General features: G+C 70.3%; 25 protein-coding genes. 9 read left to right on the top strand and 16 right to left on the bottom strand.

Annotated features, from left to right (window positions below; translation table 11 throughout):
• The first annotated feature begins 6 nt into the window (after window positions 1-6).
• From metF to MKK64_RS19690, 5 genes are all read left to right on the top strand, one after another.
• The gene (gene metF, locus MKK64_RS19710; RefSeq protein ID WP_147840880.1) at window positions 7-927 is read left to right on the top strand and encodes a methylenetetrahydrofolate reductase [NAD(P)H]; all 921 of its coding nucleotides are present in this window, start codon (window positions 7-9) and stop codon (window positions 925-927) included.
• A gap of 167 nt (window positions 928-1,094) precedes the next feature.
• A complete protein-coding gene (gene metH / locus MKK64_RS19705; RefSeq protein WP_243936598.1) occupies window positions 1,095-4,847 on the top strand; it encodes a methionine synthase in 3,753 nt (1,250 codons plus the stop codon).
• A 64-nt stretch (window positions 4,848-4,911) separates the two neighbouring features.
• Complete coding sequence (locus tag MKK64_RS19700; RefSeq protein WP_243936597.1) at window positions 4,912-5,181, top strand: antitoxin; 270 nt, start codon at window positions 4,912-4,914, stop codon at window positions 5,179-5,181.
• Window positions 5,165-5,566, top strand: a complete 402-nt coding sequence (locus MKK64_RS19695) for a type II toxin-antitoxin system VapC family toxin (RefSeq protein ID WP_243936596.1) — start codon at window positions 5,165-5,167, stop codon at window positions 5,564-5,566. The genes MKK64_RS19700 and MKK64_RS19695 overlap by 17 nt, the downstream gene beginning before the upstream one ends.
• 95 nt (window positions 5,567-5,661) lie before the next feature.
• A complete protein-coding gene (locus MKK64_RS19690; protein WP_147728159.1) occupies window positions 5,662-6,108 on the top strand; it encodes a hypothetical protein in 447 nt (148 codons plus the stop codon).
• Window positions 6,109-6,112: 4 nt separating this feature from the next.
• Here the strand turns inward: MKK64_RS19690 and MKK64_RS19685 are convergent, their stop codons facing one another.
• On the bottom strand, window positions 6,113-6,346 hold the full coding sequence (locus MKK64_RS19685; protein WP_243934574.1) for a hypothetical protein: 234 nt from the start codon (window positions 6,344-6,346) through the stop codon (window positions 6,113-6,115).
• Window positions 6,347-6,525: 179 nt separating this feature from the next.
• Here MKK64_RS19685 and MKK64_RS19680 point away from each other — a divergent pair, with 179 nt between their 5' ends.
• Window positions 6,526-7,065 (top strand): formaldehyde-activating enzyme, encoded by a 540-nt coding sequence (locus tag MKK64_RS19680; protein ID WP_243936595.1) that lies wholly within the window; start codon window positions 6,526-6,528, stop codon window positions 7,063-7,065.
• Window positions 7,066-7,074: 9 nt separating this feature from the next.
• On the opposite strand, the gene MKK64_RS19675 is transcribed toward MKK64_RS19680, so the two are convergent.
• From MKK64_RS19675 to MKK64_RS19650, 6 genes are read right to left on the bottom strand one after another with little or no spacing between them, the layout of a single operon-like run.
• Window positions 7,075-7,494, bottom strand: a complete 420-nt coding sequence (locus MKK64_RS19675) for a Uma2 family endonuclease (RefSeq protein ID WP_243936594.1) — start codon at window positions 7,492-7,494, stop codon at window positions 7,075-7,077.
• Entirely contained in the window at window positions 7,455-7,760 is a 306-nt protein-coding gene (locus MKK64_RS19670) for a Uma2 family endonuclease (protein ID WP_243936593.1), read from the bottom strand. Before MKK64_RS19670 ends, MKK64_RS19675 begins: the two co-directional genes overlap by 40 nt.
• 7 nt (window positions 7,761-7,767) lie before the next feature.
• Window positions 7,768-8,205, bottom strand: coding sequence for a hypothetical protein (locus MKK64_RS19665; RefSeq protein WP_147728264.1), 438 nt, complete (start codon window positions 8,203-8,205; stop codon window positions 7,768-7,770).
• Between the two features lie 53 nt (window positions 8,206-8,258).
• Entirely contained in the window at window positions 8,259-11,582 is a 3,324-nt protein-coding gene (locus tag MKK64_RS19660; protein ID WP_243936591.1) for an error-prone DNA polymerase, read from the bottom strand.
• The gene (locus tag MKK64_RS19655; protein ID WP_243936589.1) at window positions 11,579-13,150 is read right to left on the bottom strand and encodes a Y-family DNA polymerase; all 1,572 of its coding nucleotides are present in this window, start codon (window positions 13,148-13,150) and stop codon (window positions 11,579-11,581) included. Before MKK64_RS19655 ends, MKK64_RS19660 begins: the two co-directional genes overlap by 4 nt.
• A complete protein-coding gene (locus tag MKK64_RS19650; protein WP_243936587.1) occupies window positions 13,074-13,850 on the bottom strand; it encodes an ImuA family protein in 777 nt (258 codons plus the stop codon). Before MKK64_RS19650 ends, MKK64_RS19655 begins: the two co-directional genes overlap by 77 nt.
• A 229-nt stretch (window positions 13,851-14,079) precedes the next feature.
• Between MKK64_RS19650 and MKK64_RS19645 the strand changes: the two genes are divergently transcribed.
• Window positions 14,080-14,934: a collagen-like protein gene (locus MKK64_RS19645; protein ID WP_243936586.1), complete on the top strand. Its 855-nt coding sequence runs from the start codon at window positions 14,080-14,082 to the stop codon at window positions 14,932-14,934.
• Between the two features lie 186 nt (window positions 14,935-15,120).
• Here MKK64_RS19645 and MKK64_RS19640 read toward each other — a convergent pair whose 3' ends face one another.
• A complete protein-coding gene (locus MKK64_RS19640; protein ID WP_243936584.1) occupies window positions 15,121-15,804 on the bottom strand; it encodes a spermidine synthase in 684 nt (227 codons plus the stop codon).
• Complete coding sequence (locus MKK64_RS19635) at window positions 15,801-17,087, bottom strand: TIGR03862 family flavoprotein (protein ID WP_243936582.1); 1,287 nt, start codon at window positions 17,085-17,087, stop codon at window positions 15,801-15,803. The genes MKK64_RS19640 and MKK64_RS19635 overlap by 4 nt, the downstream gene beginning before the upstream one ends.
• A gap of 212 nt (window positions 17,088-17,299) precedes the next feature.
• Between MKK64_RS19635 and MKK64_RS19630 the strand changes: the two genes are divergently transcribed.
• The gene (locus tag MKK64_RS19630) at window positions 17,300-18,316 is read left to right on the top strand and encodes a TerC family protein (protein WP_243936581.1); all 1,017 of its coding nucleotides are present in this window, start codon (window positions 17,300-17,302) and stop codon (window positions 18,314-18,316) included.
• A gap of 9 nt (window positions 18,317-18,325) precedes the next feature.
• On the opposite strand, the gene MKK64_RS19625 is transcribed toward MKK64_RS19630, so the two are convergent.
• The 4 genes from MKK64_RS19625 to MKK64_RS19610 form a co-directional block, all read right to left on the bottom strand.
• Window positions 18,326-18,613, bottom strand: coding sequence for a hypothetical protein (locus MKK64_RS19625; protein WP_243936580.1), 288 nt, complete (start codon window positions 18,611-18,613; stop codon window positions 18,326-18,328).
• A 40-nt stretch (window positions 18,614-18,653) separates the two neighbouring features.
• Complete coding sequence (locus MKK64_RS19620) at window positions 18,654-19,400, bottom strand: N-acetylmuramoyl-L-alanine amidase (protein ID WP_243936579.1); 747 nt, start codon at window positions 19,398-19,400, stop codon at window positions 18,654-18,656.
• Window positions 19,397-20,140: a J domain-containing protein gene (locus MKK64_RS19615; protein ID WP_243936578.1), complete on the bottom strand. Its 744-nt coding sequence runs from the start codon at window positions 20,138-20,140 to the stop codon at window positions 19,397-19,399. Before MKK64_RS19615 ends, MKK64_RS19620 begins: the two co-directional genes overlap by 4 nt.
• Window positions 20,141-20,366: 226 nt before the next feature.
• Window positions 20,367-20,636 carry a hypothetical protein gene (locus tag MKK64_RS19610; RefSeq protein WP_147858798.1) on the bottom strand — a complete coding sequence of 90 codons (270 nt, stop codon included), beginning with the start codon at window positions 20,634-20,636 and terminating at the stop codon, window positions 20,367-20,369.
• A gap of 315 nt (window positions 20,637-20,951) precedes the next feature.
• Between MKK64_RS19610 and MKK64_RS19605 the strand changes: the two genes are divergently transcribed.
• A complete protein-coding gene (locus MKK64_RS19605) occupies window positions 20,952-21,548 on the top strand; it encodes an urease accessory protein UreE (protein WP_243936577.1) in 597 nt (198 codons plus the stop codon).
• Between the two features lie 1,197 nt (window positions 21,549-22,745).
• Here MKK64_RS19605 and MKK64_RS19600 read toward each other — a convergent pair.
• The 3 genes from MKK64_RS19600 to glgX form a co-directional block, all read right to left on the bottom strand.
• Window positions 22,746-22,982: a hypothetical protein gene (locus MKK64_RS19600; protein WP_243936576.1), complete on the bottom strand. Its 237-nt coding sequence runs from the start codon at window positions 22,980-22,982 to the stop codon at window positions 22,746-22,748.
• Window positions 22,983-23,339: 357 nt separating this feature from the next.
• A complete protein-coding gene (locus MKK64_RS19595; RefSeq protein WP_243936628.1) occupies window positions 23,340-23,603 on the bottom strand; it encodes a glycosyltransferase in 264 nt (87 codons plus the stop codon).
• A 154-nt stretch (window positions 23,604-23,757) separates the two neighbouring features.
• Window positions 23,758-25,878 carry a glycogen debranching protein GlgX gene (gene glgX, locus MKK64_RS19590; RefSeq protein WP_243936626.1) on the bottom strand — a complete coding sequence of 707 codons (2,121 nt, stop codon included), beginning with the start codon at window positions 25,876-25,878 and terminating at the stop codon, window positions 23,758-23,760.
• Between the last annotated feature and the right edge of the window lie 70 nt (window positions 25,879-25,948).

Raw genomic sequence — 25,948 nt, 5'->3', positions numbered from 1 at the left:
AAGCCCATGCCGAACGCCAACCGCCACCGCGCCAGCCGCGACGGCTACCACCCGATCCGCGTCTCGATCGAGTTCTTCCCGCCGAAGACCGAGGAGATGGAGAAGATCCTGTGGTCCTCGATCGAGCGGCTGGCGCCGCTCGGGCCGAAATTCGTCTCGGTGACCTACGGGGCCGGCGGCTCGACCCGCGAGCGCACCCACAACACCGTGGCCCGCATGGTGACCGAGACCGGCCTCAAGCCGGCCGCCCACCTGACTTGCGTGGATGCGACCCGCGACGAGATCGACGCGGTGGTGCAGTCCTACTGGGATGCCGGCGTGCGCCACATCGTGGCGCTGCGCGGCGATCCCGCCGAGGGCGTCGGCCACGCCTATCGCCCGCATCCCGGCGGCTACGCGCAGACCTCGGACCTCGTCGCCGGCATCAAGCGCATCGGCGACTTCAAGGTCTCGGTCTCGGCCTATCCCGAGAAGCACCCCGAGGCCGCCTCGCTCGACGCCGACATCGACGCGCTGAAGGCCAAGGTCGACGCCGGCGCCGACCAGGCGATCACGCAGTTCTTCTTCGAGAACGACGTCTACCTGCGCTACGTCGACAAGGTGCGCGCCGCCGGCATCGACATCCCGATCATCCCCGGCATCCTGCCGGTGCAGAACTTCAAGCAGGCCGCCAACTTCGCCCGACGCACCGGCGCTTCGGTGCCGTATTGGCTGGCGGCGCGCTTCGACGGGCTCGAGGGCGACGTCGAGACCCGGCGGCTGGTGGCGGCGGCGGTGGCGGCCGAGCAGGTGCTCGACCTCGTCGACGAGGGCGTCAACGACTTCCACTTCTACTCGATGAACCGCTCCGACCTCGTCTACGCGATCTGCCACCTGCTCGGCCTGCGCGCCCAGGCACCGAAGGTGGCGACGGCGAAGGCGGCCTGATCGATCGACCTCCCGTCATCCCGGGGCGCCGCGGGCGCGCCCGGGATCCAGACGCGCGAACCTTGCCGACAAGTCTTTGACGGCAGCCGAAACCGGCCTTCCGGACCCGTCGCGGTTCTGGATCCCGGGCTCCGCTGCGCGGCCCCGGAATGACGAGTGAGACATCCATGACCGACCTTCGTCCCGTCGACGGCACCGAGATCGAAGCCGCCCTGCGCCAGCGCGCGCGGGAGAAGATCCTCGTCCTCGACGGGGCGATGGGCACCGTGATCCAGCGCCTCGGCTACGGCGAGGCCGACTTCCGCGGCGAGCGCTTCAAGGACCACGCCTACGACCAGAAGGGCAACAACGACCTGCTGATCCTGACGCAGCCCGATGCGATCCGGCAGATCCACCTCGACTACTTCCTCGCCGGCGCCGACGTCTGCGAGACCAACACCTTCTCCGGCACCACGATCGCGCAAGCCGATTACGGCATGGAATCGGTGATCCACGAGCTGAACGCGCGGGGCGCGCGCCTCGCCCGCGAGGCCGCCAAGCTCGCCGAGGAGCAGGACGGCCGCCGCCGGTTCGTCGCCGGCGCCGTCGGCCCGACCAACCGCACGCTCTCGATCTCGCCGGACGTGAACAACCCCGGCTACCGCGCCGTGACCTTCGATCAGGTCAAGCAGGCCTATGCCGAGCAGGTCCGCGGCCTGATGGACGGCGGCGCCGAGCTGATCCTGATCGAGACGATCTTCGACACGCTGAACGCCAAGGCGGCGATCGCCGCCACCTGGCAGGTGTTCGACGAGCGCGGCGTCACCCTGCCGATCCAGATCTCCGGCACGATCACCGACCTGTCCGGGCGCACCCTGTCGGGCCAGACCCCCGAGGCGTTCTGGAACGCGCTGCGCCATTGCCGGCCGCTGACCTTCGGCCTCAACTGCGCGCTGGGTGCCCGCGAGATGCGCGGCCACATCTCAGAGCTGTCCCGCGTCTGCGACACGTTGGTCTGCGCCTACCCGAATGCCGGCCTGCCCAACGAGTTCGGCCTCTACGACGAGAGCCCGGAGGCGATGGCCAAGCTCGTCGCCGAGTTCGCCGAGGGCGGCATCGTCAATATGGTCGGCGGCTGCTGCGGCACCACGCCGGACCACATCCGCGCCATCTCCGAGGCCGTCGCCGGCAAGACGCCGCGGGTAATTCCTGAGATCGCGCCGCTGATGCGCCTGTCCGGCCTGGAGCCGTTCACGCTGACGAAGGAGATCCCCTTCGTGAACGTCGGCGAGCGCACCAACGTCACCGGCTCGGCCAAGTTCAGGAAGCTCGTCACCGCCGGCGACTACGCCGCCGCCCTCGACGTCGCCCGCGACCAGGTCGCGGCCGGGGCCAGCATCATCGACGTCAACATGGACGAGGGCCTGCTCGATTCCGAGAAGGCGATGGTCGAGTTCCTCAACCTGGTCGCCGCCGAGCCCGACATCGCCCGCGTGCCGGTGATGGTCGATTCCTCGAAGTTCCACGTCATCGAAGCCGGCCTAAAGTGCATCCAGGGCAAGGCGATCGTGAACTCGATCTCGATGAAGGAGGGCATCGAGAAGTTCGTTCACGACGCGAAGGTGTGCCGCTCCTACGGCGCGGCCGTGGTGGTGATGGCCTTCGACGAGGACGGCCAGGCCGACACGCTCGAGCGCAAAGTCGAGATCTGCACCCGGGCCTACAAGGTGCTGACCGAGGAGGTCGGCTTCCCGCCCGAGGACATCATCTTCGATCCGAACGTGTTCGCGGTCGCGACCGGCATCGAGGAGCACAACGGCTACGGCGTCGCCTTCATCGAGGCGACCCGCATCATCCGCGAGACGCTGCCCCACGCCCACATCTCGGGCGGCATCTCGAACCTGAGCTTCGCCTTCCGCGGCAACGAGCCGGTGCGCGAGGCGATGCACGCGGTGTTCCTGTACCACGCGATCAAGGTCGGCATGGACATGGGCATCGTCAACGCGGGCCAGCTCGCGGTCTACGACCAGCTGCCGGCGGAGCTGCGCGAGCTGTGCGAGGACGTGGTCCTGAACCGGCGCGACGACGCCACCGATCGCCTTCTGGAGGCGGCCGAGCGCTTCAAGAGCGGCGCCTCGGCCCAGGCCAAGACCGCGGACCTGACCTGGCGCGAGGGCACCGTCGAGAAGCGCATCGAGCACGCGCTGGTCAACGGCATCACCGAGTACATCCTCGCTGACACCGAGGAGGCCCGCCAGGGCGTGGCGCGGCCGCTCCACGTCATCGAGGGCCCGCTCATGGCCGGCATGAACGTGGTCGGCGACCTGTTCGGCTCGGGCAAGATGTTCCTGCCGCAGGTGGTGAAGTCCGCTCGCGTGATGAAGCAGGCGGTGGCCTACCTCGAGCCGTACATGGAGGCGGAAAAGCTCGCCAACGGCGGCGACGGGCAGCGCCGCGCCGCCGGCAAGGTGCTGATGGCCACCGTGAAGGGCGACGTCCACGACATCGGCAAGAACATCGTCGGCGTGGTCCTGGCCTGCAACAACTATGAGATCATCGACCTCGGCGTGATGGTGCCGGCGACCAAGATCCTCGAGGTCGCCAAGCGCGAGAACGTCGACATCGTCGGCCTCTCCGGGCTGATCACGCCGTCGCTGGACGAGATGGTGCACGTCGCCGCCGAGATGGAGCGCGAGGGCTTCGACGTGCCGCTGCTGATCGGCGGCGCGACCACCAGCCGCGTCCACACCGCGGTGAAGATCCACCCGTCCTACCAGCGCGGGCAGGCGATCTACGTCACCGATGCCAGCCGCGCGGTCGGCGTGGTCTCGAGCCTGATCTCGAGGGAGAGCCGCGGCGGGGTGATCGAGAAGGTGCAGGCGGAATACGCCAAGGTCGCCGACGCCCACGCCCGCTCGGAGCTCGACAAGCAGCGCCTGCCGCTGGCCAAGGCCCGCGCCAACGCGTTCAAGATCGACTGGACCGATTACGCGCCGAAGAAGCCGAGCTTCACCGGGACGCGCGTCTACGGCTCGTACGAGGTGGCCGACCTCGTGCCCTACATCGACTGGACGCCGTTCCTGCAGACCTACGAGTTCAAGGGCCGCTACCCCGCGATCTTCGAGGACCCGAACCAGGGCCCGGCGGCCAAGGCCCTGTTCGAGGATGCGCAGGCGATGCTCAAGCAGATCGTCGCCGAGCGCTGGTTCAACCCGAAGGCGATCCTCGGCTTCTGGCCGGCCAACGCGGTCGGCGACGACATCCGCCTCTACACCGGCGAGAGCCGCTCGGAGACGCTGGCGACCTTCCACGGCCTGCGCCAGCAGCTGTCGAAGCGCGACGGGCGGCCGAACACGTGCCTGTCGGACTTCGTGGCGCCTGCCGAGACCGGGATCGCCGACTACGTCGGCGGCTTCGTCGTCACGGCGGGCCTGGAAGAGGTGCGGATCGCCGAGAAGTTCGAGCGCGCCAACGACGACTACCGCTCGATCCTGGTCAAGGCGCTCGCCGACCGCATCGCCGAGGCGTTTGCCGAGCGCATGCACGAGCGCGTGCGGCGCGAGTTCTGGGGCTACGCGGCGGACGAGACCTACACGCCGGAAGAGCTGGTGCGCGAGGAATACGACGGCATCCGCCCGGCCCCGGGCTACCCGTCGCAGCCCGATCACACCGAGAAGGTCACGCTGTTCGACCTGCTCCAGGCCGAGCGCCGCATCGGCGTGAAGCTCACCGAATCCTACGCGATGTGGCCGGGCTCGTCGGTCTCAGGGCTCTACATTGCCCACCCGAAGGCGCACTACTTCGGCGTCGCCAAGGTGGAGCGCGACCAGGTTGAGGACTACGCGATGCGCAAGGGCATGGACCTGCACGCCGTGGAGCGCTGGCTCGGGCCGATCCTCAATTACGATCCGGCGCGCTACCTGGCGGTGGCGGCGGAGTAGGCCGCCTCGACTTTGCGGCTCCGGCCTCCCGATCTATCCTCGTGACGGACATCGGGAGGTCGGCATGTCGAACATCGCGAAGATCATCCGATCGGACGGGGAGGAGGCGGTACAATTGCCGCCCGGTTTCCAGTTCGAGGGCGACACGGTGCGGATCCGACGCGACGGCGAGGCGGTCATCCTCGAACCGATCGTGGATGAGTGGGCTTGGCTCGAAGCCATCGCCGTCAAGCTCGACCCTGCGTCCTCGATGCCATCCTGGAAGCCACGGATGAAGATGTGCCGCAGCAAGACCGCCCGGCGCTCGACGAACTCTGATGCTCTATCTGCTTGATACCAATGTCGTAGTGGCTTTGCTGAAGCAACGACAACGGGTTTGGGAGCGGTTGCGAGCACATCGGCGGCGCGATTTCGGCGTTTCGGCGATCGTTTTGCACGAGTTGTTGTTCGGCGCCTATCATGGTGATCGCCAAGACGAAACGCTCGCCGGGATCGATGCCCTGCGCTTCCCCGTGATCGATTTCACCGTCGCCGACGCCCGCAAGGCCGGCGAGATCCGTGCGGTCCTCGCCGCGGCCGGAACGCCGATCGGCCCCTACGACGTCCTGATCGCCGGGCAGGCGCTCGCGCGCGACGTGACGCTCGTCATCCGCAACGTCCGAGAATTCTCGCGCGTCCCCGGCCTGCGGGTCGAGGATTGGGAGGGCGGCGGCGCATAAGCCTGCGCCTGTGTCCCGGCGGAGCTTGACCGGGCGGCCGTCGCAGCTTCAATGCCCGTGCGGGTCGTCCGCGGGTCGGTTGCGTGGAGACGGGTATGAAGCGGCTGGCGTTTGTTATCGCCGTCGCGACGGGCCTCGCGGTCACCGGATGCACCGGGTTTTCCCACATCTCCAAGACCTATGTCAGCCTGACGCCCCAGGTCGTGACGATTTCCTGCAACGACCCGTACGAGGTCTACGACCAGCGCCAGCAACGGCGGATGCTGATCGTCTCGAACGCGGTACGCGAGTTCACCGGCTGCGGCATCGGCGACCGCTATGCCGACCGCGACCCCGGCGAGACGCGGGCGGCGCGCTTCCGCCTGGCGGCGCGGACCTACCTCGACGAGACGGTGCGCGAGGATTGCAGGATCACCGGCGAGACGGTGTTCACCGACCTGCAGACCGAGTTCGTCTACGCCTGCGGCGCCCCGATCGAGCCGCGCACCGCGAAGGTTCCGCGCCTGCCCGGGCGCACCAATCCCGGCATCGGCCTGCGCTGAGCCGCTATCGCTTGGCGGGCTGCGGGAAGCTGCGCTCGGCGGCGTCGCCCGAGGCGGCGAGCAACGTGCGGGCGAAGGCGCGCGCCTCCGCCCGGCTCAGGCTGAGGATGGCGGTGACCGGCTTTCCGTCGAGGTCGGGCAGCCCGAGCTCGAGGCGCACGCCGTCGCCCGCCGCCGCCGCGGACAGGCTCCAACCGCGTTCGCCCGCGGGGCCCGGTTCCTGCTCCGGATCGCTCATCGTCGTGCATTCCCGTTCGGTCGCCGTCCTGCATGACCGATCGCGCCCGCGGAGGCCAGAGCCGGCGCCGGGCTTTATCGAGGCGGCCGCCCGGTCCGGCGGTTGACGAAGCCCTCCGGGGATGATGTCTGCGCGGCCGACCGCGCCTCGCCGGGGCGCCGCTTCCAAGGCCGAGAGACATGTCCGAGATCTGGTTCCGCACGGGCGAGGCGACGGTGCTCGCCGCCGAGGGTCAATACACCGACGCGATGCCCGAGGTGCTGATCGGCTCGACGCGGGGCCCGGTCGGCCAGGCCTTCGCCGGCATGATGGGCCAGGTGCAGGGCCACACCCGGATGTTCGTGGTGCGCGACCTCAACCAGCTCGTGCGCCCGGCGACGATGATGACCACGAAGGTCACGATCCACACCGCGGAATACGCCGAGCTTCTCGGCGGCGTGGTTCAGGCCGCGACCGGCGACGCGATCGTCGATTGCGTGATCGAGGGCATCCTGCCCAAGGACGGCTTGGACGAGTTGTGCATGATCATCATGATCTGGCTCGACGAGCGCTGCGGCGCCGATCCGAACGTGGACCGCAAGGACCTCTACCGCACCAACTACGAGGCGACGAAGCTCGCCATCGGCCGGGCCATGCGGGGCGAGCCGACGATCGCGGAGCTGATCGCCAACCGCAAGACGGTGAAGCACTACGCGCTCGAGGACGTCGTCGAGTACTGAGGCGAACGCTCAGGCCGTCCTCCGCGCGCGTGCCAGGGAGGTGCGCGCGTAGAGGTCGACGACCTGGCAATCCAGGCCGGCGGCGGGCAGGATCAGGTGCTCGCCGGGTTCGGTCAGGCGTCGCGTGATCCAGCCGCCCGCGTCGCGGATGGCGAGCGTCACCGCGACGACCCGCTGTTCGATCAGCAGGACGACCTCGCACATCGGCAGGGCCTGGTAGCCCGCCAGCTTGATCGCGATCTTCCCGCGGTTCGTGCCCGAGGGCTTCCGGCGGTCGCTGGGGGAGATGATCTCGGCGGCGAGGTAGCAGGTCCGGGAAACGCTTCGGCCGGGCTCGACGTCGGATCGATCGATCACGGCGACGTCGGGAACGTAGGTGTTCCCCTCGATCACCGGCCGCAGGTCGATCGCCGGGTTCTGCAGGACCACCCGGTCCGAGCCGATCCGTTCGAGGCCCTGCTCAGCCGCCGGTCGAGGTTTCCGGCGATGATCTGATGATCGATGCTCGGCTGCGCCTGCATGACGAAACGCCCTTCGATGAGTTCCCATTTCTCCTCGTCGGGGCGGGACGCGACGAAGTCCCAGAAGCTTCGATGCGCGTCGAGGCGGGAAGCATCCGTCAGCAAGGCGGGCATGATGGGCTCCGTGCCGAGAACGTCTGTGAGAGAGATCGGCCCGGCCGCACGACCGGTCAAGCGCATGTCAGCCCGGCGGGATGCGGCCGACCGAGCAGAGGGTGCGGATCGAGCCGGTGCTGTCGGTGTAGCAGCTCGCCGACCAGCCGTTCTGCTGGACAAACGACTTGCGCCGCTCTGAGAGCGCGGTGGCATGTGCCGTGGCGATGATGGCCTGGACCGCGCCGGCCGACTCGCCGACGAGCAGCTCGGAGGCAATCGACAGGTCGCGGAAGAAGGCGGCCGACGGCGTCGTCTCGCCGGAGCTCGCCTGGACGATCGGCTCGGCCCGGCAGGTCAGGTCGAGCTTGATCGCGCCGGGCACCCGGATGTCGATGCTGGGGCCGGCGCGGCGCCCGACCTTGCCGCCTGTGGCGGCGGCGATCCTCTGGGCGAGGCCGTCGCATTCGTCGGCGCGGGCAGCGGCGGGGATCAGCAGGAGGCAGGCGAGGGCGAAGCGAAGCATGGCCGCACCATACGCGCAGCCGGTCGGCTGTCGAGGCTCGGCGCGCGGCGCCCTCAATGGAAATCCCGGCTGCGATAGGTCCGCCGGTCGGTGGGAGCCCCGAAATCGTTGGTCTCGGGCGGCAGGCGCACGCCGCCGGCGCGAAGCTCGAGCAACTCCTCCGTCAGGTCGCGGAACCGCTCGGCGATGAGGTGGACCACGCCCTCGGCCCGCTGCACCCGGCCCTGCACCGCGAGGAAGCGGGCGTTCATCGCGGCGCGGCGGTTGGCCTCGAACACCTTCTTCCAGACGATGACGTTGGCGATGCCGGTCTCGTCCTCGAGGGTCAGGAACACCACGCCCTTGGCGGTGCCGGGGCGCTGCCGCGTCAGCACCAGCCCGGCCACGGTGACGCGACCGTTCTGGGGAAAGCCGGGATCGTGATGCTCGCGGGCCGGGACGGCGCCGATCCGGGCGAGCCGGGCGCGGAAGAACGCGACCGGGTGGCCCTTCAGCGAGAGCCCGGTGGCGGAATAATCCTCGGCCACCTGCTCGGAAGCCGGCATCGGCGGCAGCGCCACGGTCGGCTCGTCGCGGAAGAGCCCGTCGTCGGCATGGAAGGCGAAGAGCGGCAACGGCGCCTCCAGCAGGTGCGCGCGCCGGCCGAGAACTTCGTCCGGCACGGGCTTGGCGATGCGACCGCCCTCCAGCGTCCGCACCATCCACAGGGCCGCCCGCCGGTCGAGGTCGAGGGAGCGGAACGCGTCGGCCTCGGCCAGCCGCTCCAGCGCGTTGCGGGGCAGCGCCAAGGCCGCCTGCAGGCCCTCGATGCTGGCATAGCCATTGGCCCGCAACGCCACGAGCCGGCGCATCGCAGCCTGCGGCAGCCCGGTGATCTGCCGCAGACCGATCCGCACCGCGAGCCGCTTCGGCACCCCGGGCGGGGGAACCTCCGCGGCCGGCTCCAGGGTGCAGTCCCAGTCGCTGGCATTGACGTCGGGCCCGCGCACCTCGACGCCGTGAGCGCGGGCGTCGCGCACCAGCTGCGCCGGCTGGTAGAAGCCCATCGGATGCGAATTGAGGATAGCGGCCAGGAACACGTCCGGGTGCCGGCATTTCAGCCAGGCCGAGGCGTAAACCAGAAGCGCGAAGCTCGCCGCATGGCTCTCCGGGAAGCCGTAGGTGGAGAACCCGCGGATCTGCGCGAAGCAGCGCTCGGCGAAGTCCCTCGGGTAGCCCCGTCCGGTCATCCCGCCGATGAACTTCTGCTCGAAGCCGCCGATCGTGCCGACGTGCCGGAAGGTCGCCATCGCCCGGCGCAGGCCGTCGGCCTCGGCCGGGGTGAAGCCGGCCGCGGTGATCGCGATCTGCATGGCGTGCTCCTGGAAAAGCGGCACGCCGAAGGTCTTTTCGAGGACCTTCTCCAACTCGTTGGCCGGCCCGTGATCGGGGTGGGGGGCCGGGTATTCCACCGGTTCGGCACCCGACCGCCGCCGCAGGTAGGGGTGCACCATGTCCCCCTGGATCGGGCCGGGGCGGACGATCGCGACCTGCACCACGAGGTCGTAGAATGCGTTCGGCTTCAGCCGCGGCAGCATCGACATCTGCGCCCGGCTTTCGACCTGGAACACGCCGACGGAATCGGCCTTCGACAGCATCGCGTAGACCTCCGGATCCTCCGGCGGCAGGTCGGCGAGGGTCGGGTAGTCGAGGCCGTAGTCGCGGGCCAGGAAATCGAGCCCGCGGCGGATGCAGGTGAGCATGCCGAGCGCCAGCACGTCGACCTTCATCAGGCCGACCACGTCGATGTCGTCCTTGTCCCATTCGATGAAGGTGCGGTCGGGCATCGCGGCGTTGCCGACCGGCACGGTCTCGTCGAGCCGCCCGCGGGTCAGAACGAACCCGCCGACGTGCTGCGACAAGTGCCGTGGGAAGCCGATCAGCGAGACCGCGAGGTCCACCGCCTGCCGGATCGCCGGGTTTCCGGGATCGAGGCCGGCCTGGGCCACGTGCTTGTCCGGCAGGTCCTTGCCCCACGACCCCCACACCGTCTCGGCGAGCGAGGCGGTGATGTCCTCGGTCAGCCCCAGCACCTTGCCGACCTCGCGGATGGCCGAGCGCGGGCGGTAGTGGATCACCGTCGAGCAGATCGCCGCGCGCTCGCGGCCGTACTTGCCGTAGAGGTACTGGATCACCTCCTCGCGGCGCTCGTGCTCGAAGTCGACGTCGATGTCGGGCGGCTCGTCGCGGTTCTCGGAGATGAAGCGGGCGAACAGCAGGCGGATCTGGGTCGGGTCGACCGCGGTGATGCCGAGGCAGAAGCACACGGCGGAGTTGGCGGCCGAGCCGCGGCCCTGGCACAGGATGCCCCGGCCGCGCGCGAACTCCACGATGTCGCGGATGGTGAGGAAGTACTGCGCGTAGTTCATCTTCGCGATGAGGGCGAGCTCCCCATGAAGCGTCCTCTCGATGTCCTCGGGGACGCCGTCGGGGAAGCGCCAGCGCGCGCAGTCCCAGACCCGTTCCTCCAGGTAGTCCTGAGGCGTCCGGTTCGGCGGCACCGGCTCCTTGGGGTACTCGTAGCTCAGCATCCCGAGGGAGAAGCCGCAGGCCTCCGCGATCTCGACCGTGCGGGCGAGCGCCTCCGGATGGTCGGCGAACAGCCGCGCCATCTCCGAAGGCGGCTTGAGATGGCGCTCGGCGTTGGCTTCCAGGCGGTAGCCGGCATCCGCGAGGGTGCAGCCCTCGCGGATGCAGGCGATCACGTCCTGCAGCGGACGCCGGTCGGGATGGTGGTAGAGCGCGTCGGACACCGCGACCATCGGCGCGCCGAGGCGATGCCCGAGCTCGGCGAGCAGCCCGAGACGCCGGCGCTCGTCGCCGCGGTGGCGGTGGCTGGCACCGAGCCAGACCCTTCCGGGTGCGGCGGCCGCCAGCGCCTCGACCCGGGCGGAGAAGGCCACGGGCGGCACCAGCCGCCGGCCGGGGGGCATCGCGATGAAGACCTGGCCCTCGGCCGCCTCCAGCATCTCCGCGAAGGAGAAGCGGCATTCGCCCTTGCGCGCCCGCCGGTTGCCCGAGGACAGCAGCCGGCACAGGCGGCCGTAGCCCGCCCGATCCATCGGGTAGGTCACCGCCTCGAACCCATCCTCGGTGACGAGCCGCACCCCCGGCAGGAACGGGATGTTCCAGATGTCCTTCGCGCCCGGTCGCTCCGGCTTCACCCGCGCCGCCGCATAGGCGCGGACCACCCCGGCGAAAGTGTTGCGGTCGGCGATGCCGATGGCGCGGAGCCCGTAGGCGATCGCCTGCTCGACGTATTCCTGCGGATGCGAGGCGCCGCGCAGGAACGAGAAGTTGGTCGAGACGGCCAGTTCCGCGTAAGCCGCCGCCGTCACGCGAACAGCCCGTGCACGAACCACGCGGCCGGCCGGTCGGCCAGGTTCGGGCCGTCGCGGTAGAGCCAGAGCCGGCGGCCGGATTCGCACTCGACGACGTAGTAGTCGCGCGGGACGCCGGACTCGCGCCACCATTCGGGCTCGATCCGTTCCGGCCCTTCCGAATGCGCGATCCGATGGAGGCGGGAGCGCCAGCGGAAACGGCGCGGCGGCCCCTCCGGCACCAGGGCGATCACGTCCTCGGCCGCCTCGCCGCGGTCGAACAGCACCAGCGGCCGGGGACCGATGCCGGCATCGGGATCGGGCCAGTGCAGGACGATGCGCTCGATGCGCCAAGGTTCGGTGCGCCAAGGTTCGGTGTGCCAGGGGGCGATGCGGTCGGCGCGCTCGGGCACGTGGCTTGCACGGGGGCTCAGGCGGATCACGGGTCGGCCGAAGCGCTGGCGCAGGGCGTCGGCGAGGCCGGCGGTCCGGTCGTCCTGAGGGGCGGGGCCGGTGGCGAGGGTAGCCTGGCGGCCGGGCATCGGGCCGGTGGCGGACACGTCCAGGCGGACCGTCTCGAAGCCGAAGCCGGCATCCAGGCCAGAGCCGAGCCGTTCGAGCCGAAGCTGCAGCAGGCGCGCGACATGGTCGGGGCTGCGGCTCGGCTCGGACAGGCCGAGGTCGAGGGCGCGCACCACGTCGTCGACCCGGTGCAGCGACAGGCGAAAGCCGCGGGCGCCGAGCCCGTCCGCCTCGAGGCGCGGCGCGATCTCGGCCATCAGCCGCCGCACCGTGGCGACGATGATCTCCTGGCTGCCGATCGGATCGAGGAAGCCGCGGGCGGCGCCGTAGCGCACGGGCTCCGTGACCGGGACGAGCGGCTCCGGCCGGCACCCGGCCGCCTGGTCGAGGCGAACGAGGAGCGCCGCGCCGAAGCGGCGGGCCAGCGGCGGGCGCGGCGCGTCGAGGACGGCGCCGATCCTGGGCAGGCCGAGCCGCTTCAGGGCGACGGCGACGGCTGGCTCGCAGCGCAGGGCCTCGACGGGGAGGGGCCTCAGGGCCTGCTCGGTCCTCTCCGATGGGACGCACATGGTCTCGCCGCGCCCGTATCGCGCGAGGGCGAAGGCCGCGCCGGGCGTGTCGGCGAGCGCGATCCGTGCCGGGATCCCGGATCGCGCGAGGCGCGCGGCGAGGTCCGCGATTAGATCGGCTTCGCCGCCCAGGAGGTGGGCCGCCCCCGCGACGTCGAGGTACAGGCCGTCGCAGGCCTCGGCCGGGCCGAAGGGGACGACGCACGGCGTGTAGCGCTGCGCCCAGAGGCAGAGCCTGGCGAACGCCGCCGCGTCGGCGGCCGGATCGGCCGGGTAGACGTGGAGCGGGGTCGAGATCCGCGCCCGCACGCGGCCCAGCGGCTCGCCGCGTCGCAGGCCGAGGGCGGCTGCGGCGGGGTTCACGGCGGTGAGCCGCAGGCCGCCGGCCCCGGCGGCGGCGATCACCAGGGGGACGCCGTCATCCGGCGCGGCTCCCGCGCGCATCAGGCGCGCGACGGGCCAGTCCGTCAGGCAGATCGAAACGATGCGCGGCATGATCCCACTCCAGGAGCCAGTCGCCCGGCCGGCCGTTGCGGCAGCGGTCGAGCCGTGCGCGCCAACGGGGACGCAGGGTGCAGCCGAACCGGTCGCGCGCCGCGCCGCCGGCCGCGATCCGCCAGCGCGTCGCCGCGCCGTTCGGCAAGTCGGCCCGGCCGGGCCGCAGGATGAGGAGCAGGGGCGGCGCGGTGCCGAAGGATCCGGCGGCCAGCTGCAGGCGCCGGCCCGGCTTCAGCGGAAGCCCATCCGCGACGAGCCCGGCCACCGCCGCGAGGTGCCCGGCGCGCAGCGTCTCCTCGAGGGCACCGAACACGGAGGCGTCGGCCTCGGCTTCCAGCAGCAGCAGGCGCCCCGGATCGAGCCCGAGCCCGGTGAGGCCGTGGCCGTAGGGGATGGGATGGCCGGGGGCGACGACGAGGAGGGCGTCGCCCGCCGCCCGCGCGAGATGGCGGGCGACCAGGGCCAGCACGAAACCGAGGGCCGAGGCTTCGTCGCCCGCGCCCTCCGGGGCGACCTCGTGCAGGAGGCCGAGGCCGAGGCCTCCGCCGGGAAGCCGCGCGTCGAGGTCGGCGACGCCCAACGGCAGCACGCCGCCCGCGCCGGGGCGCCGCTCCGCGTCGAGGCGGGCCCGCAATTCCGCGAGCCGTTCCGCCGTGGACGGTCCCTGCTCATCCGGCTCGTCACGCGACCGCTCCATCCCGTCCCAGCTCCAACATGACGTCAGATAGGAACAAAACAAGAACACTTTCAAACGGTTTCGCACCGCCCGAAAATAGTCCCGCCGGGGCAGCAGCTTGGCCTGTGGACGGGTGTGGAAGGGTGTGGATCGGCTCCATTTGAAGGCGGCCATGGCCAGGGTTGACCCCGGTGGCAGCCGGGCGGCAATGTCCCGCCGCCGCGCGATCCGGCGGCGGGGAATGTCCGACATGATCTTTCATCGCGCGCGCTTCGCCACGCTGATCGCCGGATGCCTCGTTCTCGCCGGCGGCGCGCAAGCCCAGCAGCCGGCGGCGCCGGGACTCGATGCGCCCGCCGCGTCCGCACCGGCCCACCAGCGTGCGCGTCGGCCTCAGGCGCCGTCCCAGCCGATCATGGTCTACGACGCCCGCATCGAGGCCGGCGACCTGCGGATCTCGGGTTCGGTGCGCAAGGGCGGCGCCGTCGTCGTGATGGACGAGGACGTGTCGGTGATGGCCGATTCCCGCGGCCGCTTCCTGTTCCGTCTGCCCTACCGACCGGGCAGCTGCGTCGTGTCGCTGAAGAGCAACGAGGACGAGCGCGAGGCCGTGATCGCCAACTGCGCCCCCGAGGGACAGGCCGGCGCCAAGGGCGAGACCGGGGTGCGCGGCGAGCCCGGCCCGCAGGGCGTGGCGGGGCTTCCCGGCCCGGCCGGACCGGCGGGCGAGGCCGGCCCGAAGGGCGAGACGGGTCCCAGAGGCGAGACGGGTCCTAAGGGCGAGACGGGTCCGAAAGGGGAGGCGGGCCCCAGAGGCGCGGCGGGCCCCCAGGGAGATGCGGGACAGAAGGGGGAAGCCGGCCCGGCGGGACCTGCCGCCACCGCGCTCCCTGCCGCAGCCCCCGCGACGCCGTTCCGGGCGGTACGGAGCGAGACCTGCCCGGCCACCGGCTGCGAGATCGCCTGCGCGGGCGGCGAGGTCTTCGTCTCGGCCTACTGCCTCAAGGCCGGCACCCCGGTCTTCTCGCAAGGCACCGACGGGACGGCAACCGCCTCCTGCCCGTCGGAAGCCGCCGGCATGGTCGGGTTCTGCGCGCGGATGTGACGGTCGCGTCACCGGATCGATCGCGCGAGGCACGGCACGGACCTCTCCCGTGGGAGAGGGTTGGGGTGACGGCGTGACTCCTCCGCAAAGCTCACGCCCCTCAACCTGTCCTTCTCCTTATGGGAGATGGGACCCGCGCTTCGAACCGGCCGGTCGGTCGCGGAGGGGATGAGGTAATTCCAGGCCTCAGCCGCGGCCGGAACGTACGGCGAGCCAGATCACGTGGCGGGCGCCGCCCTTTCGGCCGTTGGCGCGGGTGGCGACCTCCTCGACGCTCAAGCCCGCATCGTGCAGGCGGCGGCCGAAGCTGCGGTCCGGCCCCGCGGACCAGACCGCGAGGACCCCGCCCGGACGCAGGGCGGCATAAGCGGCGCCGAGGCCGGCCGGATCGTAGAGCCTGTCGTTGGAGGCCCGCGTCAGGCCGTCCGGCCCGTTGTCGACGTCGAGCAGGATCGCGTCCCAGGCGGCCGGACGCTCGCCGATCGCGCGCGCCACGTCCACCTCGCGCAAGGTTACGCGGGGATCGTCCAGGATGCCGTCGAACACGCCGGCCAGGGGTCCGCGCGCCCAGGCGGCCACAGCGGGCACGAGCTCGGCCACCGTCACCGCCGCTCCGGGAGGCAGCGCACCGAGCGCGGCGCGCAGGGTGAAGCCCATACCGAGCCCGCCGATCAGCACGTGCGGCGCCTTGCGTGATGCGATCCTGCCGCAGGCCAGAGTCGCCAGCGCCTCCTCCGAGCCGCTGAGCCGGCTGTTCATCAACTCGTTCTGGCCGAGCATGATCGCGTACTCGGTGCCCCGCCGCCGCAGCCGCAGGGTGCCGCCGTCGCCGGGGATCGAAGCGGTGTCGAGGTTCTCCCAGGGGATCATGCGGCGCTCACGTCCTCTCGTCCGGCAAGCCACGCCGCCATCCCGGCCGCCGCCGCCCGACCGCTGCTGATCGCGCCCTGGAGCAGGTAGCCGCCGGTGGGCGCCTCCCAGTCGAGCATCTCGCCGGCCACGAACAAGCCCGGGCGCTTCCGGACCATGAAGCCCGCGTCGAGCCCGTCGAAGCCGACACCGCCGGCGGTTGAGATCGCACGCTCGATCGGAGCCATCGCGTGCAGGCGCAACGGTGCGGCCTTGATCAGCCCGGCGAGCGCATCCGGGTCGGCCGGCAGCGCGACGCCCGCAGCCTCGCGCAGCACCCCCGCCGCCACCGGCGACAGGCCGGCCCCCTTGCGCAGGCGGGTCGCCATCGATTCGCCGGGCCGCGGGTCTGACAGCCGGTCAGCGAGGGCGCTCGTGCTGAGGTCGGGACGCAGGTCGAGCACGAGGCGGGCGGCGCCCTTGCCTCCCGCGTCCTTCCCGCTCTTGTCCTGGCGCTCGATCATCGCGCGCAGGGCCCGCGACACCGCGTAGATCGCACCGCCCTCGATGCCGTCGGCGGTGATCAGCGCCTCCCCCCGCACGATCACGCCGTCGGCGGTCAACCCGATCCGCTTCAGGGGCTGCCCGGCGAAGCGCTCGCGGAAATGGTCCGACCACGCCACCGCGAAGCCCGCATTGGCCGGGCGCAGGGGCGCGACGGCGACGCCGAGATTCGCCAGCATCGGCACCCAGGCTCCGTCAGAGCCGAGGCGGGGCCAGCTCGCGCCACCGAGCGCCAGCAGCACCGCCTTCGGCCTCGTCCAGCTCTTCCCCTCCGGCGTCTCGAACACCAGGGTGCCGTCCTCGACGGCCACGAGCCGGTGCCGGGTGCGGATGCCGACGCCCGCGCCCTCGAGGCGGCGCAGCCAGGCCCGCAGAAGGGGCGAGGCCTTGAACGCCTTCGGGAACACCCGCCCGCTCGATCCGACGAAGGTCGGCTCCCCCAAGCCATCGCACCAGGCCCGCAACGCATCCGGCGGGAACGCCGCGATCGCCCCGGCTAGGCTGCCCGACGGGTGGTAGCGCCGCAGGAAGTCCGGGACGGGCTCGCTGTGGGTCAGGTTCAGGCCGCCGCGGCCGGCGAGCAGGAATTTCCGGCCGACCGACGGCATCCGGTCGTAGATCGCGACCCTGTGCCCGGCCGCAGCCAGCACCTCGGCCGCCGCCAGCCCGGCTGGGCCGCCGCCGACGACCGCGACCTCGTTCCGGGAGGCGTCGTCCTGCGCCACGTCGTCGTCTCGCATGTCCATCGCAGCGGAAGGCGTCCGATCGTCCCCGCTGTCAAGGCATGCCTGCATGGCCCGGCATCGCTCGAGCCCGCCCTTGATTCGCCGCGTTCGGGTCTTTAACTGCCGCTTATCGGCTGCGGGCCCCTCTGGCGGGATGCTCTCTCAAGATGCTTCCGTGATGTCGGAGCCGATGCTTTCCTTGCAAAAGAAGCATCACGGTCCCGCTCATGGTCGATTTCCTGTACGTCGAGTGGCTCGGCAAGCCGATCTGGATGTGGCTCGGGTTCCACGCCCTTGTCGCCGCTCTGCTCGCCTTCGATCTCGGTCTGCTCCATCGCGACAAGGAGCACGAGATCGGCGTCAAGGAGAGCCTTCTCCTCACCGCCTTCTACTTCAGCCTCGGCCTCGCCTTCGGCGGCTGGATCTGGTGGTACCTCGGCGCGCAGCCCGCCCAGGAATACGTCACCGGGCTCGTTGTCGAGAAGTCGCTGTCGATGGACAACGTCTTCGTCATCGCGGTCATCCTGTCGGCGCTCGGCATCCCGCTCGCCGCCCAGCACAGGGTGCTGGTCTGGGGCATCCTCGCCGCCGTGCTGCTGCGCGGGCTGATGATCGGGCTCGGCGCCGCCCTGGTGCATCAGGCCGCCTGGGTGCTGTCGCTGTTTGCCGCCTTCCTGATCTATGCCGGCCTGAAGATGCTGTTCTCCAAGGAGGAGGACGCCGGCGACTTCCAGGATCACGCCACCGTGCGGTGGCTCAGGGCGAAGCTGCGGATCACGCCCGAGCTTCACGGCCAGCATTTCCTGGTGCGGAAGACCGATGCCAGGACCGGCAAGACCGCCATGTGGCTCACTCCTTTGGCGCTCGCCCTGGTGCTGGTGAACGGCGCCGACGTGATCTTCGCGGTCGACAGCGTGCCGGCGATCTTCGCGATCACGACCGACACCTTCGTGGTCTACACCTCGAACATCTTCGCGATCCTCGGGCTTCGCGCGCTCTACTTCGCGCTGGCGGCGATGGTCGATCGCTTCGCCTACCTCAAGACGGCGCTCGCCTTCATCCTGATCTTCATCGGCACGAAGATCGTCGTCGCCGACACCTTCGGCCTCGTCCACGTGCCGCCGTGGGTGTCGCTGGCGGTGACCGTGGTGCTGCTGACGATCGGCATCCTCTACAGCCTGTGGCGCACACGGAGCGAGGCGCATGCGGATGCGCGCGAAGCCGAGCTCCACGGCCGGGCCTGAGCCCGAGGGTCAGCCGCCCCGGCGGTAGACGCCGCTGAAGCTGACGTTCATGCCGCCGCAAGCCCTGTCGCGGCAGGCGGGCGCGAGGCTCGAGCAGGTGGGGTCGGCATCCGCCGACTCGAAGAATGGCACGCGCCCCTCCGCCACGACCCGTGCGACCTGGAGCGGCCGGCCGAGATCCGGCAGGTCCGGACGGGTCGCGGCGGGCGCAGCCGAATTCATCGACGCCCTCCCGCCCGCATTCTGGGCCGAGGCCGGGGCGGCGAGGGCGGCCAGCAACGCGAGTCCGGCCGACATGGGAGGGAGGCGATCCGGCGATCGCGCCCTGACGGCCGCCTCAGCTTGGCCGCGACGCGATCAGGTCGCGCAGGGTGGTGATGGTGGAGGCGTCGGCGATGCCGTCGACCCGCGCCTGACGGAAATGGCGCTGGAACGCGGTGACGACGTCCCGCATGTGCCGATCGAATGTGCCCGTCACCGGCTGCTCGTAGCCGTAAAGCGCGAGCATCGCCTGCAGCGCCTCGATCGGCTGCCCGGCATCGCCCTCGGCGAAGAAGCGCCCGTCGCGCATCGGCACTTCCGGCACGTGATGGCCGACGCCGTCCGCCGCGAGCCGGCCCCAAGGGAAAGTCTCGCCCGGATCCTCCTTGCGGCCGGGCGCGATGTCGGAATGCGCCAGCACCCGGTCGGCCGGGATCGCCCAGCGCGAGACGATGTCGCGCGCGAGCGCTGTCACGGCGGCGATCTGCGCCTCCGGGTAGGGCGGCAGGCCGCCGGCATGGCCGGGATGGACGATCTCGATGCCGAGCGAGCGGGAGTTCACGTCGCGCTCGCCGCGCCAGGACGCCCGCCCCGCATGCCAGGCCCGGCGGCTCTCCGGCACCATCTGCCAGATCGCGCCGTCCTCCAGCACGACGTAATGGGCCGAGACCTCGGCGATCGGGTCGGCGAGCCGCTGCATAGCGGCGGCCGCGCTCGTCATGCCGGTGTAGTGCAGGATCAGCATGTCCGGCCGCGGGCCGAGGCGTTCGCCGTGGTTCGGCGAGGGCTGGATGCGGCTGGCGAGCGGGCTGTCCGGTGTCATGGCGAACCGCCCTCCACCGCGGCGGCGCCGTCCGCGAGGATCCGGTCGTGGGCCGCGTTGATCGCGGCGAGGCGCTTGGTGGCGATCGCCACCGCCTCGGGCGGCAGGCCGCGGGCGATGGCGCGGTCGGGGTGGTTCTCGGCGACGAGCTGGCGGTGGCGCGCCTTCACCGCAACCGGGTCGGCGCCGGGCTCGAGCCCGAGGACGAGGTAGGGGTCGTCGGCCAGCCGCACGTGCCGGGCGGCGATGCGGCGGAACGCGGCGTCGTCGAACCCGAAGATCTCGGCCACCGCGCGGAGATAGGCCTCCTCCGCCTGATGGATCGCGCCGTCGGCGGTGGCGATGTGGAACAGGCCGTCGAGGACGTCCTCGAGCAGCGACGGTTCGTCGTGGAAGGCGTTGGCGAGCTGCCGCGCATAGGCCTCGTAGCCGTTGGTCGTCCGCTTCGCGAGGTCGAACAGCCGGGTGACGCGGGCGCGCTCCGCCTCGCCGACCTGCACGACCTTGCCGAAGGCCTCGACCTCGGACGGGGTCACCACCCCGTCTGACTTCGCCATCTTGGCGGCGAGCGCGACGAGGCCGGTGGTGAAGACCACGTCGCGCGGCATCGGCCCGAACAGCGCACCCTCGCGGTCGACGAGGTAATGACCCGCGAGGCCGCCGACGAGCCCCCCGAGCGGGCCGCCGATGGCGAGGCCGATCCCGGCGCCGCCGATCTTGCCCCAGATCCCCGAGCTCATCGGGACCCGGCGCGGATGTTTCGGAGATGCGGAACGGTCACCGGCAGGCCTCTTCGCGGTGCCGCCGGGGACCCTGACGGGATCCGGCGACGACAAGCCGCCGGGGATACAGGCTCGACCGGAAACGCGGAAGGGCCGGAGCGCTCGGCTCCGGCTCAGACCTGAAACGAAGAAAGGGCCGGAGCGCTCGGCTCCGGCCCTTCGACGTTCGGTCGGCGGCGAGGCCTCAGCGGCAGTACACGTCGCCGTAGGCGTCGCGGTAGGTGCCGTAGGGGCAGCGCGGCGCGGTGGAGGCGCCGACGATGGCGCCGCTCGCGCCGCCGATCGCGGCACCGGCGAGGGCGCCGCCGGCGCGGCCGGTGGCGGCTCCGCCGATCGCGGCACCGGCGAGGGCGCCGAGACCGGCGCCGCCGAGGGCGCGGTCCTGCGGCGTGTTGCAGGCGCCGACCGAGAGGGCGAGGGTGCCTGCGAGGGCGACGGCGATGAGCTTCTTCATGAGTCCGTGACTCCCTTGTGCATCCGGTCCGGCATTTCGCCGTGGTGATGGTGCGGTCCGAGCTTAGCCTTATCGGCCATGAAATGCACTTGCCACGGCCAAGGTTCCGTCGAGATCGGCGACGGGCGCCGGAAAGCCGGGCTCGGCCCGACCTCGCGCCGACGACTGCGATGACCCGCCGCGTCGCAGTTCCCGTGGCCGGCCGCGCGTGAATTGGCCTCGGCACGGCGCATTGTGCGGGGTAAGAGCCTGCGTATGCGGGTTCCGCGAGGCCCGAGCCTCGTTCCTTCCGATCGCCGCCAGAGAGAGGGTGCCATGCCGAGAGCCACCACGATCGTCCGCAAGGCCGCGGTCCGCCCCGACGCGGTCGTCGACACGATCAGCCTCGATCATGCCGGGCGCCAGGCGCAGCACGGGCACCTCCACAGCGCCGGCGGCCTGCACATCGACCTCGCCCTGACCAAGGCCGCCGGGCTTGAGGACGGCGACGCCCTGCGCCTCGATGACGGCCGCCTGGTCGCGGTCAAGGCCGCCCCGGAGGCGCTGCTGGAGATCCGCGCCGAGAACCCGGCCCGCCTGATCCGCCTCGCCTGGCAGCTCGGCGGCAACCACGTCCCGGCCGAGATCGGCGCCGACGTGCTCCACGTCCCGGCCTCGCCGGCCACGGCCGAGCTCGTCCGCGGCCAGGGCTGCACCGCGAGCCCGGTCGACCGCGCCTTCCGGCCCGAGCGCATGGCGCACGACCACAGCACCTGCGGCCACGACCATTCGCACGATCATCACACGCACGCGGCGCATGCCGATCACGACCATGGCCACGACCACACGCACGCGGACGATCACGGCCACGATCACCACGCGCACGATCACGCGCCCCACGTGCATGGCCCCGGCTGCAGCCACGATCACTGACACGCCCCGCCGCCGACCACGCCGGCCGACGACGCTTCACGGGATCGCAAGCCTCGCCTGCGATCGTGATGCGGCACGGGTGCACCAGACTGGATAGCAGACTCGCATGTGCATCGTTTCGGCCGGGATGCAGGGCGAGAAATGAGAATGAAAGCGTTGCGTCAGAAATTCCTATAGCCGGCACGTCCAGCAATACCCCTTCCGAAGACAAGCCTGCCCTGGTTGATACATGCCTTGCTCGCAGCTTTGATCATCTTCGCAGTGGGCGCAGCGAACGGCCGTCCTTCGGTGTTTCCGGATACGGCTTGGTATTATTCTCAAGGCGAGTACTTCGCATCGCGCCTCGGCATCGAAACACAACGTGCCAGCGAGGACCGCGAAGCTGATCCGACTTCGGTGATGCCGCGTTCGGAAGCGATGCGGAAACGGATTTTTGCAACCGTCGCCGGAGGGCGCTCGCCGTACTATGGCCTCGCACTCGTGGCCACTGTCGAGACCGGAACGCTCTGGTTACTTGCCGCGATCCAAGCTTTCGTTGCCGCTTGGCTCATTGCCATGTTGATGCGCACATCGTTCCCGCCGTTGAAACCGAGATACTACTACTTACTGATCATCGTATTGAGCCTACTTACGAGCCTTCCATTCTTCGTTTCATGTGCGATGCCGGATCTATTTGCCGCTTTTGTCATAATATGTATCACGACACAGACGATATACGCAGCTCGTACTTCGTTTCAGAGCCGCATCCTCGTATGGTTTCTGCTGACCGTCAGCGTGTCCTTTCACGCTGCGAATATCGTGATATCAACGATTTTGTTGGTTGCCTCGATACCGATACTCGCAGCTCTTGGCATTCCAACGCGTGCGATTGCAGGTCGTGCGGCCGGGTCGGCTGCTGCCATTGCCATGGCGGTCATATCGGGATGGGCTTTCGGAGCAGTCTATCGCTCCGATGTCGGCATAGCACAACGCAGCCCGCCATTCCTGATGGCACGCCTGATCGCAGATGGGCCTGGACGTGATTATCTCTATGCTGCCTGCCCAGGCGGGGCAAGCCCAACATTGTGCCGGTTCAAGGAACGTCCGATGGCCGGCGAGGATGAGATACTCTGGTCCGAAAACCAGACACGTGCTGTCTTCAACATATCCGATTACGAAACAAGGACACGGCAGAAGGATGAGGAACTCGCGATCGGCTTAGCGGTCGTCGCACATGCCTCGCTGGCCGTGCTGCGCGATGCCATCGGCTGCGGAATTCTTCAACTGGGCGAGTTCTATGTCCTGGAACCGATGCGCAACCCGGCAACGTTCCTGAAGATCGGCTGGTGGGGTCGCACCGCCATCGAGCGCGTCGTACCGCATATGGACGTTTGCGAGCGCAATGCCGATGCCTGCGGTCCCAGAATGGACGGCGTGCTGCTCGCCGTGCTCCACATCGTTACGGTCCTCGGCTCGGTTTGTTTCACGTGTTATAAGCTCGTGCAGGTCTTCCGGTCCGGCGCTGTGGCCGAGGAGAGACGCGCCGGCGGCGAGGATCTAGAGTGCCTCCTTACGGCGGAGCTGATCATCACCCTGGGCGTGATCCTGAACGCCTTTGTCTGCGGAGCGATCTCAGGCCATTTTGCGCGCTATCAGGCACGCATTGTCCGGCTGGTTTCCCTCATCGCGATGCTGCTCGCAAACTATCGTTCGCTCTCGAGCACGACACCTCTCGATGCCAGCAAGACGGTTGTTGTCTCGTGCATGCCGACTTTTAGGTTCGATCGGAAAGACTTGCGATATACGGAAGTCCTAGGAGCCGTCGGCGTCGCCCATCACCAGGTAGCGCCCGCGCGCCGCCTGGAAGCCGCCGGCGAGGGTCGCGCCGTAGCCGCGCTCTCCGACCGGCACCACCCGCGCGCCGAGGCTTTCGGCCAAAGCCTGGCTGCCGTCGGTGCTGCCGTTGTCGGCGATGACGATCTCCCCGGCCAAGCCTTTGGCGGCGAGGGTCTCGAGGGCGGCGCGCGCGCTGGCGATCGCGGTCGGCAGGGCACGCACCTCGTCGAGGCACGGCATCACGATCGAGACGTCGATCGGGGCCGCCGCCGCGTCGGCGGCGATCTCCCGGTCCTGCCCGCCCCGGTCCTGCCCGCCCATGCCGCTTCCACCCGCGTCTCGCCCGGGCGGCAGGATGGTTTGCAAAGCGTTGCGATTCGGTTTCGGCGGCCGCTCAGGCGCTGACGAAGCGGCCCGACGCTCGCGCGGGTCGGGCATCGGCCTCGGCCAGCACCAGGATCGCGCGGCCGGGCAGCGGCACGATCGCCTCCGCCGCGTGCGCGGCGGCGTCCGGTGCGACCGCGCCGGTCGCGGCGGTGGTGTCGAGGACCGTCTGCCACGGCCCGCCGATCACCGCGGCGAGGCGGAAGTCGCAGGGCTCGGGATCGGCATTGATCAGGATCAGGATGCGGCCGTGATCGAGGTCGTTGCCGAACTGCATCCCGAAGGCGCGACGGCTCTCGTCGGCCCAGGCGTCGGAATTCATCTCCGCGCCGCAGGGCGAGAGCCAATGCACGTCGCGCAGGGTGCTCCCGGGGGCGATCGGCGTGCCGTCGAAGAACTGCCGACGGCGAAGGGCCGGCCTCTCCCGACGCAGGCGCGTGAGGTTCGAGACGAAGGCGCCGAGATCCGGGTCGGGATCGGTCGACCAGTCCATCCAGCTCGTCGGGTTGTCCTGGCAATAGGCGTTGTTGTTGCCGCGCTGCGTGCGCGAGCGCTCATCGCCCATCAGCAGCATCGGCACGCCCTGCGCCAGCATCACGGTGGCGAGCAGGTTGCGCTTCTGGCGGGCGCGGATGGCGAGGATCGCCGGGTCGTCGGTCGGCCCCTCGACGCCGTAGTTGCGCGAGACGTTGTGGCCGTGGCCGTCGCGGTTGTCCTCGCCGTTCTCGGCGTTGTGCTTCTCCTCGTAGGCGACCACGTCGGCGAGCGTGTAGCCGTCATGGGTCGCAGCGAAGTTGATGCTGGCGAGCGGCGAGCGGCCCGACGGCGCGAACACCTCGCGCGAGCCGGTCAGCCCCTGGGTCAGCTTGGCCAGCTGGCCGGCATCGCCGCGCCAGAAGCCGCGGGCGGCGTCGCGGAACTGGTCGTTCCACTCGCTCCAGCCGCGCGGATAGCCGCCCAGGCGATAGCCATTCTCGCCGAGGTCCCAGGGTTCGGCGATCATCTTCACCCGCGCCAGCACCGGATCCTGCGCCACCGCCTGGAAGAATGCGGCCTCGGCCGAGAATGCGGAGGGCGCCCGGCCAAGGCTGGTGGCGAGGTCGAAGCGGAAGCCGGCGATGCCGTAGGCGGTCGCCCAGTGGCGCAACGAATCCAGCACCATCTGCATCACCCGCGGGTGAGCGACGTCCAGGGTGTTGCCGCAGCCGGTGCAATCGACGTCGCGCCGGGGATTGTCGGGGTCGAGCTTGTAGTAGCTGGCGTTGTCGATGCCACGGAACGACAAGGTCGGCCCGGCATGGCCGGCTTCGGCGGTGTGGTTGTAGACCACGTCGAGGATCGTCTCGATGCCGGCGGCGTTCAGCTCGCGGATCGCCGCCTTCAGGCCGCCGAGGCCGCCGTCGCCGAGATAGCGCGGATCGGGCGCGAAGTAGCCGAGCGGCGAGTAGCCCCAGAAGTTCACCAGCCCCTTGTCGACCAGGAAGCGGTCGTCGGCGAAGGCTTGGATCGGCAGCAGCTCGAGCGCGGTGACGCCGAGCTTCCACAGGTGCTCGACGATCGCCGGATGGGCCAGCGCCGCATAGGTGCCGCGCTCGGCTTCCGGCACGGCCGGATGGGTCATCGTCAGCGCCTTGACGTGCGCCTCGTAGATCACCGTCTCGGAGAGCGGGCGGCGGATCGGCTGCAGCGCGAGGTTCGGAACCTCCGGCGCGGTGACGACCGATTTCGGCATGTAGACCGCGCTGTCGCGCCGGTCGATCTGATCCTCGCGCTGCAGCCCGCGGCGGTGGCCGTACAGGGCGTCGTGCCAGCGGATCCGTCCACGGATCTCGCGGGCATAAGGGTCGAGGACGAGCTTCGACGGATTGAAGCGGTGGCCGCGCGCCGGCTCCCACGGCCCGTGCACCCGGTAGCCGTAGAGCTGGCCCGGCAGGACGCCGCGGAGGTAGCCGTGCCAGATGTCGTCGCTGCGGCAGGGCAGGCGGATCGTGCGGCTCTCGTGGCGCTCGCCCGGCTCGAACAGGCAAAGGTCGACCGCCGTCGCGTGCTCGGAGAAGAGCGCGAAGTTGACGCCGCGCCCGTCGAAATGGGCGCCCAGAGGCGCCGGCACGCCGTCGTCGACGGCGATCATGCGTGACTGCGACACGGAATGGTCCCCCCGGCCCGGAGCCGGTGTGGACGCATCCGCGATCCCGGATCAA

It is taken from the genome of Methylobacterium sp. E-025, assembly GCF_022829705.1.
Classification (GTDB): Bacteria; Pseudomonadota; Alphaproteobacteria; order Rhizobiales; family Beijerinckiaceae; genus Methylobacterium.
The sequence above is the reverse complement of the archived record's forward strand: the minus strand, read 5'-3'. Positions and strand labels throughout refer to the sequence as shown.

What these genes read in the sequence shown, in the direction of transcription:
- MKK64_RS19640 (WP_243936584.1), bottom strand. Translation starts at nt 15,804, where the DNA reads ATGATCCCCTGGGAGAACCTCGACACCGCTTCGATCCCCGGCGACGGC.
- glgX (WP_243936626.1), bottom strand. Translation starts at nt 25,878, where the DNA reads ATGATCGCCGTCGACGACGGCGTGCCGGCGCCTCTGGGCGCCCATTTC.
- metH (WP_243936598.1), top strand. Translation starts at nt 1,095, where the DNA reads ATGACCGACCTTCGTCCCGTCGACGGCACCGAGATCGAAGCCGCCCTG.
- MKK64_RS19700 (WP_243936597.1), top strand. Translation starts at nt 4,912, where the DNA reads ATGTCGAACATCGCGAAGATCATCCGATCGGACGGGGAGGAGGCGGTA.
- MKK64_RS19610 (WP_147858798.1), bottom strand. Translation starts at nt 20,636, where the DNA reads ATGAAGAAGCTCATCGCCGTCGCCCTCGCAGGCACCCTCGCCCTCTCG.
- MKK64_RS19595 (WP_243936628.1), bottom strand. Translation starts at nt 23,603, where the DNA reads ATGCCGTGCCTCGACGAGGTGCGTGCCCTGCCGACCGCGATCGCCAGC.
- MKK64_RS19635 (WP_243936582.1), bottom strand. Translation starts at nt 17,087, where the DNA reads ATGCGAGACGACGACGTGGCGCAGGACGACGCCTCCCGGAACGAGGTC.
- MKK64_RS19685 (WP_243934574.1), bottom strand. Translation starts at nt 6,346, where the DNA reads ATGAGCGATCCGGAGCAGGAACCGGGCCCCGCGGGCGAACGCGGTTGG.
- MKK64_RS19615 (WP_243936578.1), bottom strand. Translation starts at nt 20,140, where the DNA reads ATGAGCTCGGGGATCTGGGGCAAGATCGGCGGCGCCGGGATCGGCCTC.
- metF (WP_147840880.1), top strand. Translation starts at nt 7, where the DNA reads ATGCCGAACGCCAACCGCCACCGCGCCAGCCGCGACGGCTACCACCCG.
- MKK64_RS19605 (WP_243936577.1), top strand. Translation starts at nt 20,952, where the DNA reads ATGCCGAGAGCCACCACGATCGTCCGCAAGGCCGCGGTCCGCCCCGAC.
- MKK64_RS19625 (WP_243936580.1), bottom strand. Translation starts at nt 18,613, where the DNA reads ATGTCGGCCGGACTCGCGTTGCTGGCCGCCCTCGCCGCCCCGGCCTCG.
- MKK64_RS19690 (WP_147728159.1), top strand. Translation starts at nt 5,662, where the DNA reads ATGAAGCGGCTGGCGTTTGTTATCGCCGTCGCGACGGGCCTCGCGGTC.
- MKK64_RS19665 (WP_147728264.1), bottom strand. Translation starts at nt 8,205, where the DNA reads ATGCTTCGCTTCGCCCTCGCCTGCCTCCTGCTGATCCCCGCCGCTGCC.
- MKK64_RS19695 (WP_243936596.1), top strand. Translation starts at nt 5,165, where the DNA reads ATGCTCTATCTGCTTGATACCAATGTCGTAGTGGCTTTGCTGAAGCAA.
- MKK64_RS19630 (WP_243936581.1), top strand. Translation starts at nt 17,300, where the DNA reads ATGGTCGATTTCCTGTACGTCGAGTGGCTCGGCAAGCCGATCTGGATG.
- MKK64_RS19620 (WP_243936579.1), bottom strand. Translation starts at nt 19,400, where the DNA reads ATGACACCGGACAGCCCGCTCGCCAGCCGCATCCAGCCCTCGCCGAAC.
- MKK64_RS19680 (WP_243936595.1), top strand. Translation starts at nt 6,526, where the DNA reads ATGTCCGAGATCTGGTTCCGCACGGGCGAGGCGACGGTGCTCGCCGCC.
- MKK64_RS19645 (WP_243936586.1), top strand. Translation starts at nt 14,080, where the DNA reads ATGATCTTTCATCGCGCGCGCTTCGCCACGCTGATCGCCGGATGCCTC.
- MKK64_RS19655 (WP_243936589.1), bottom strand. Translation starts at nt 13,150, where the DNA reads ATGCCGCGCATCGTTTCGATCTGCCTGACGGACTGGCCCGTCGCGCGC.
- MKK64_RS19650 (WP_243936587.1), bottom strand. Translation starts at nt 13,850, where the DNA reads ATGGAGCGGTCGCGTGACGAGCCGGATGAGCAGGGACCGTCCACGGCG.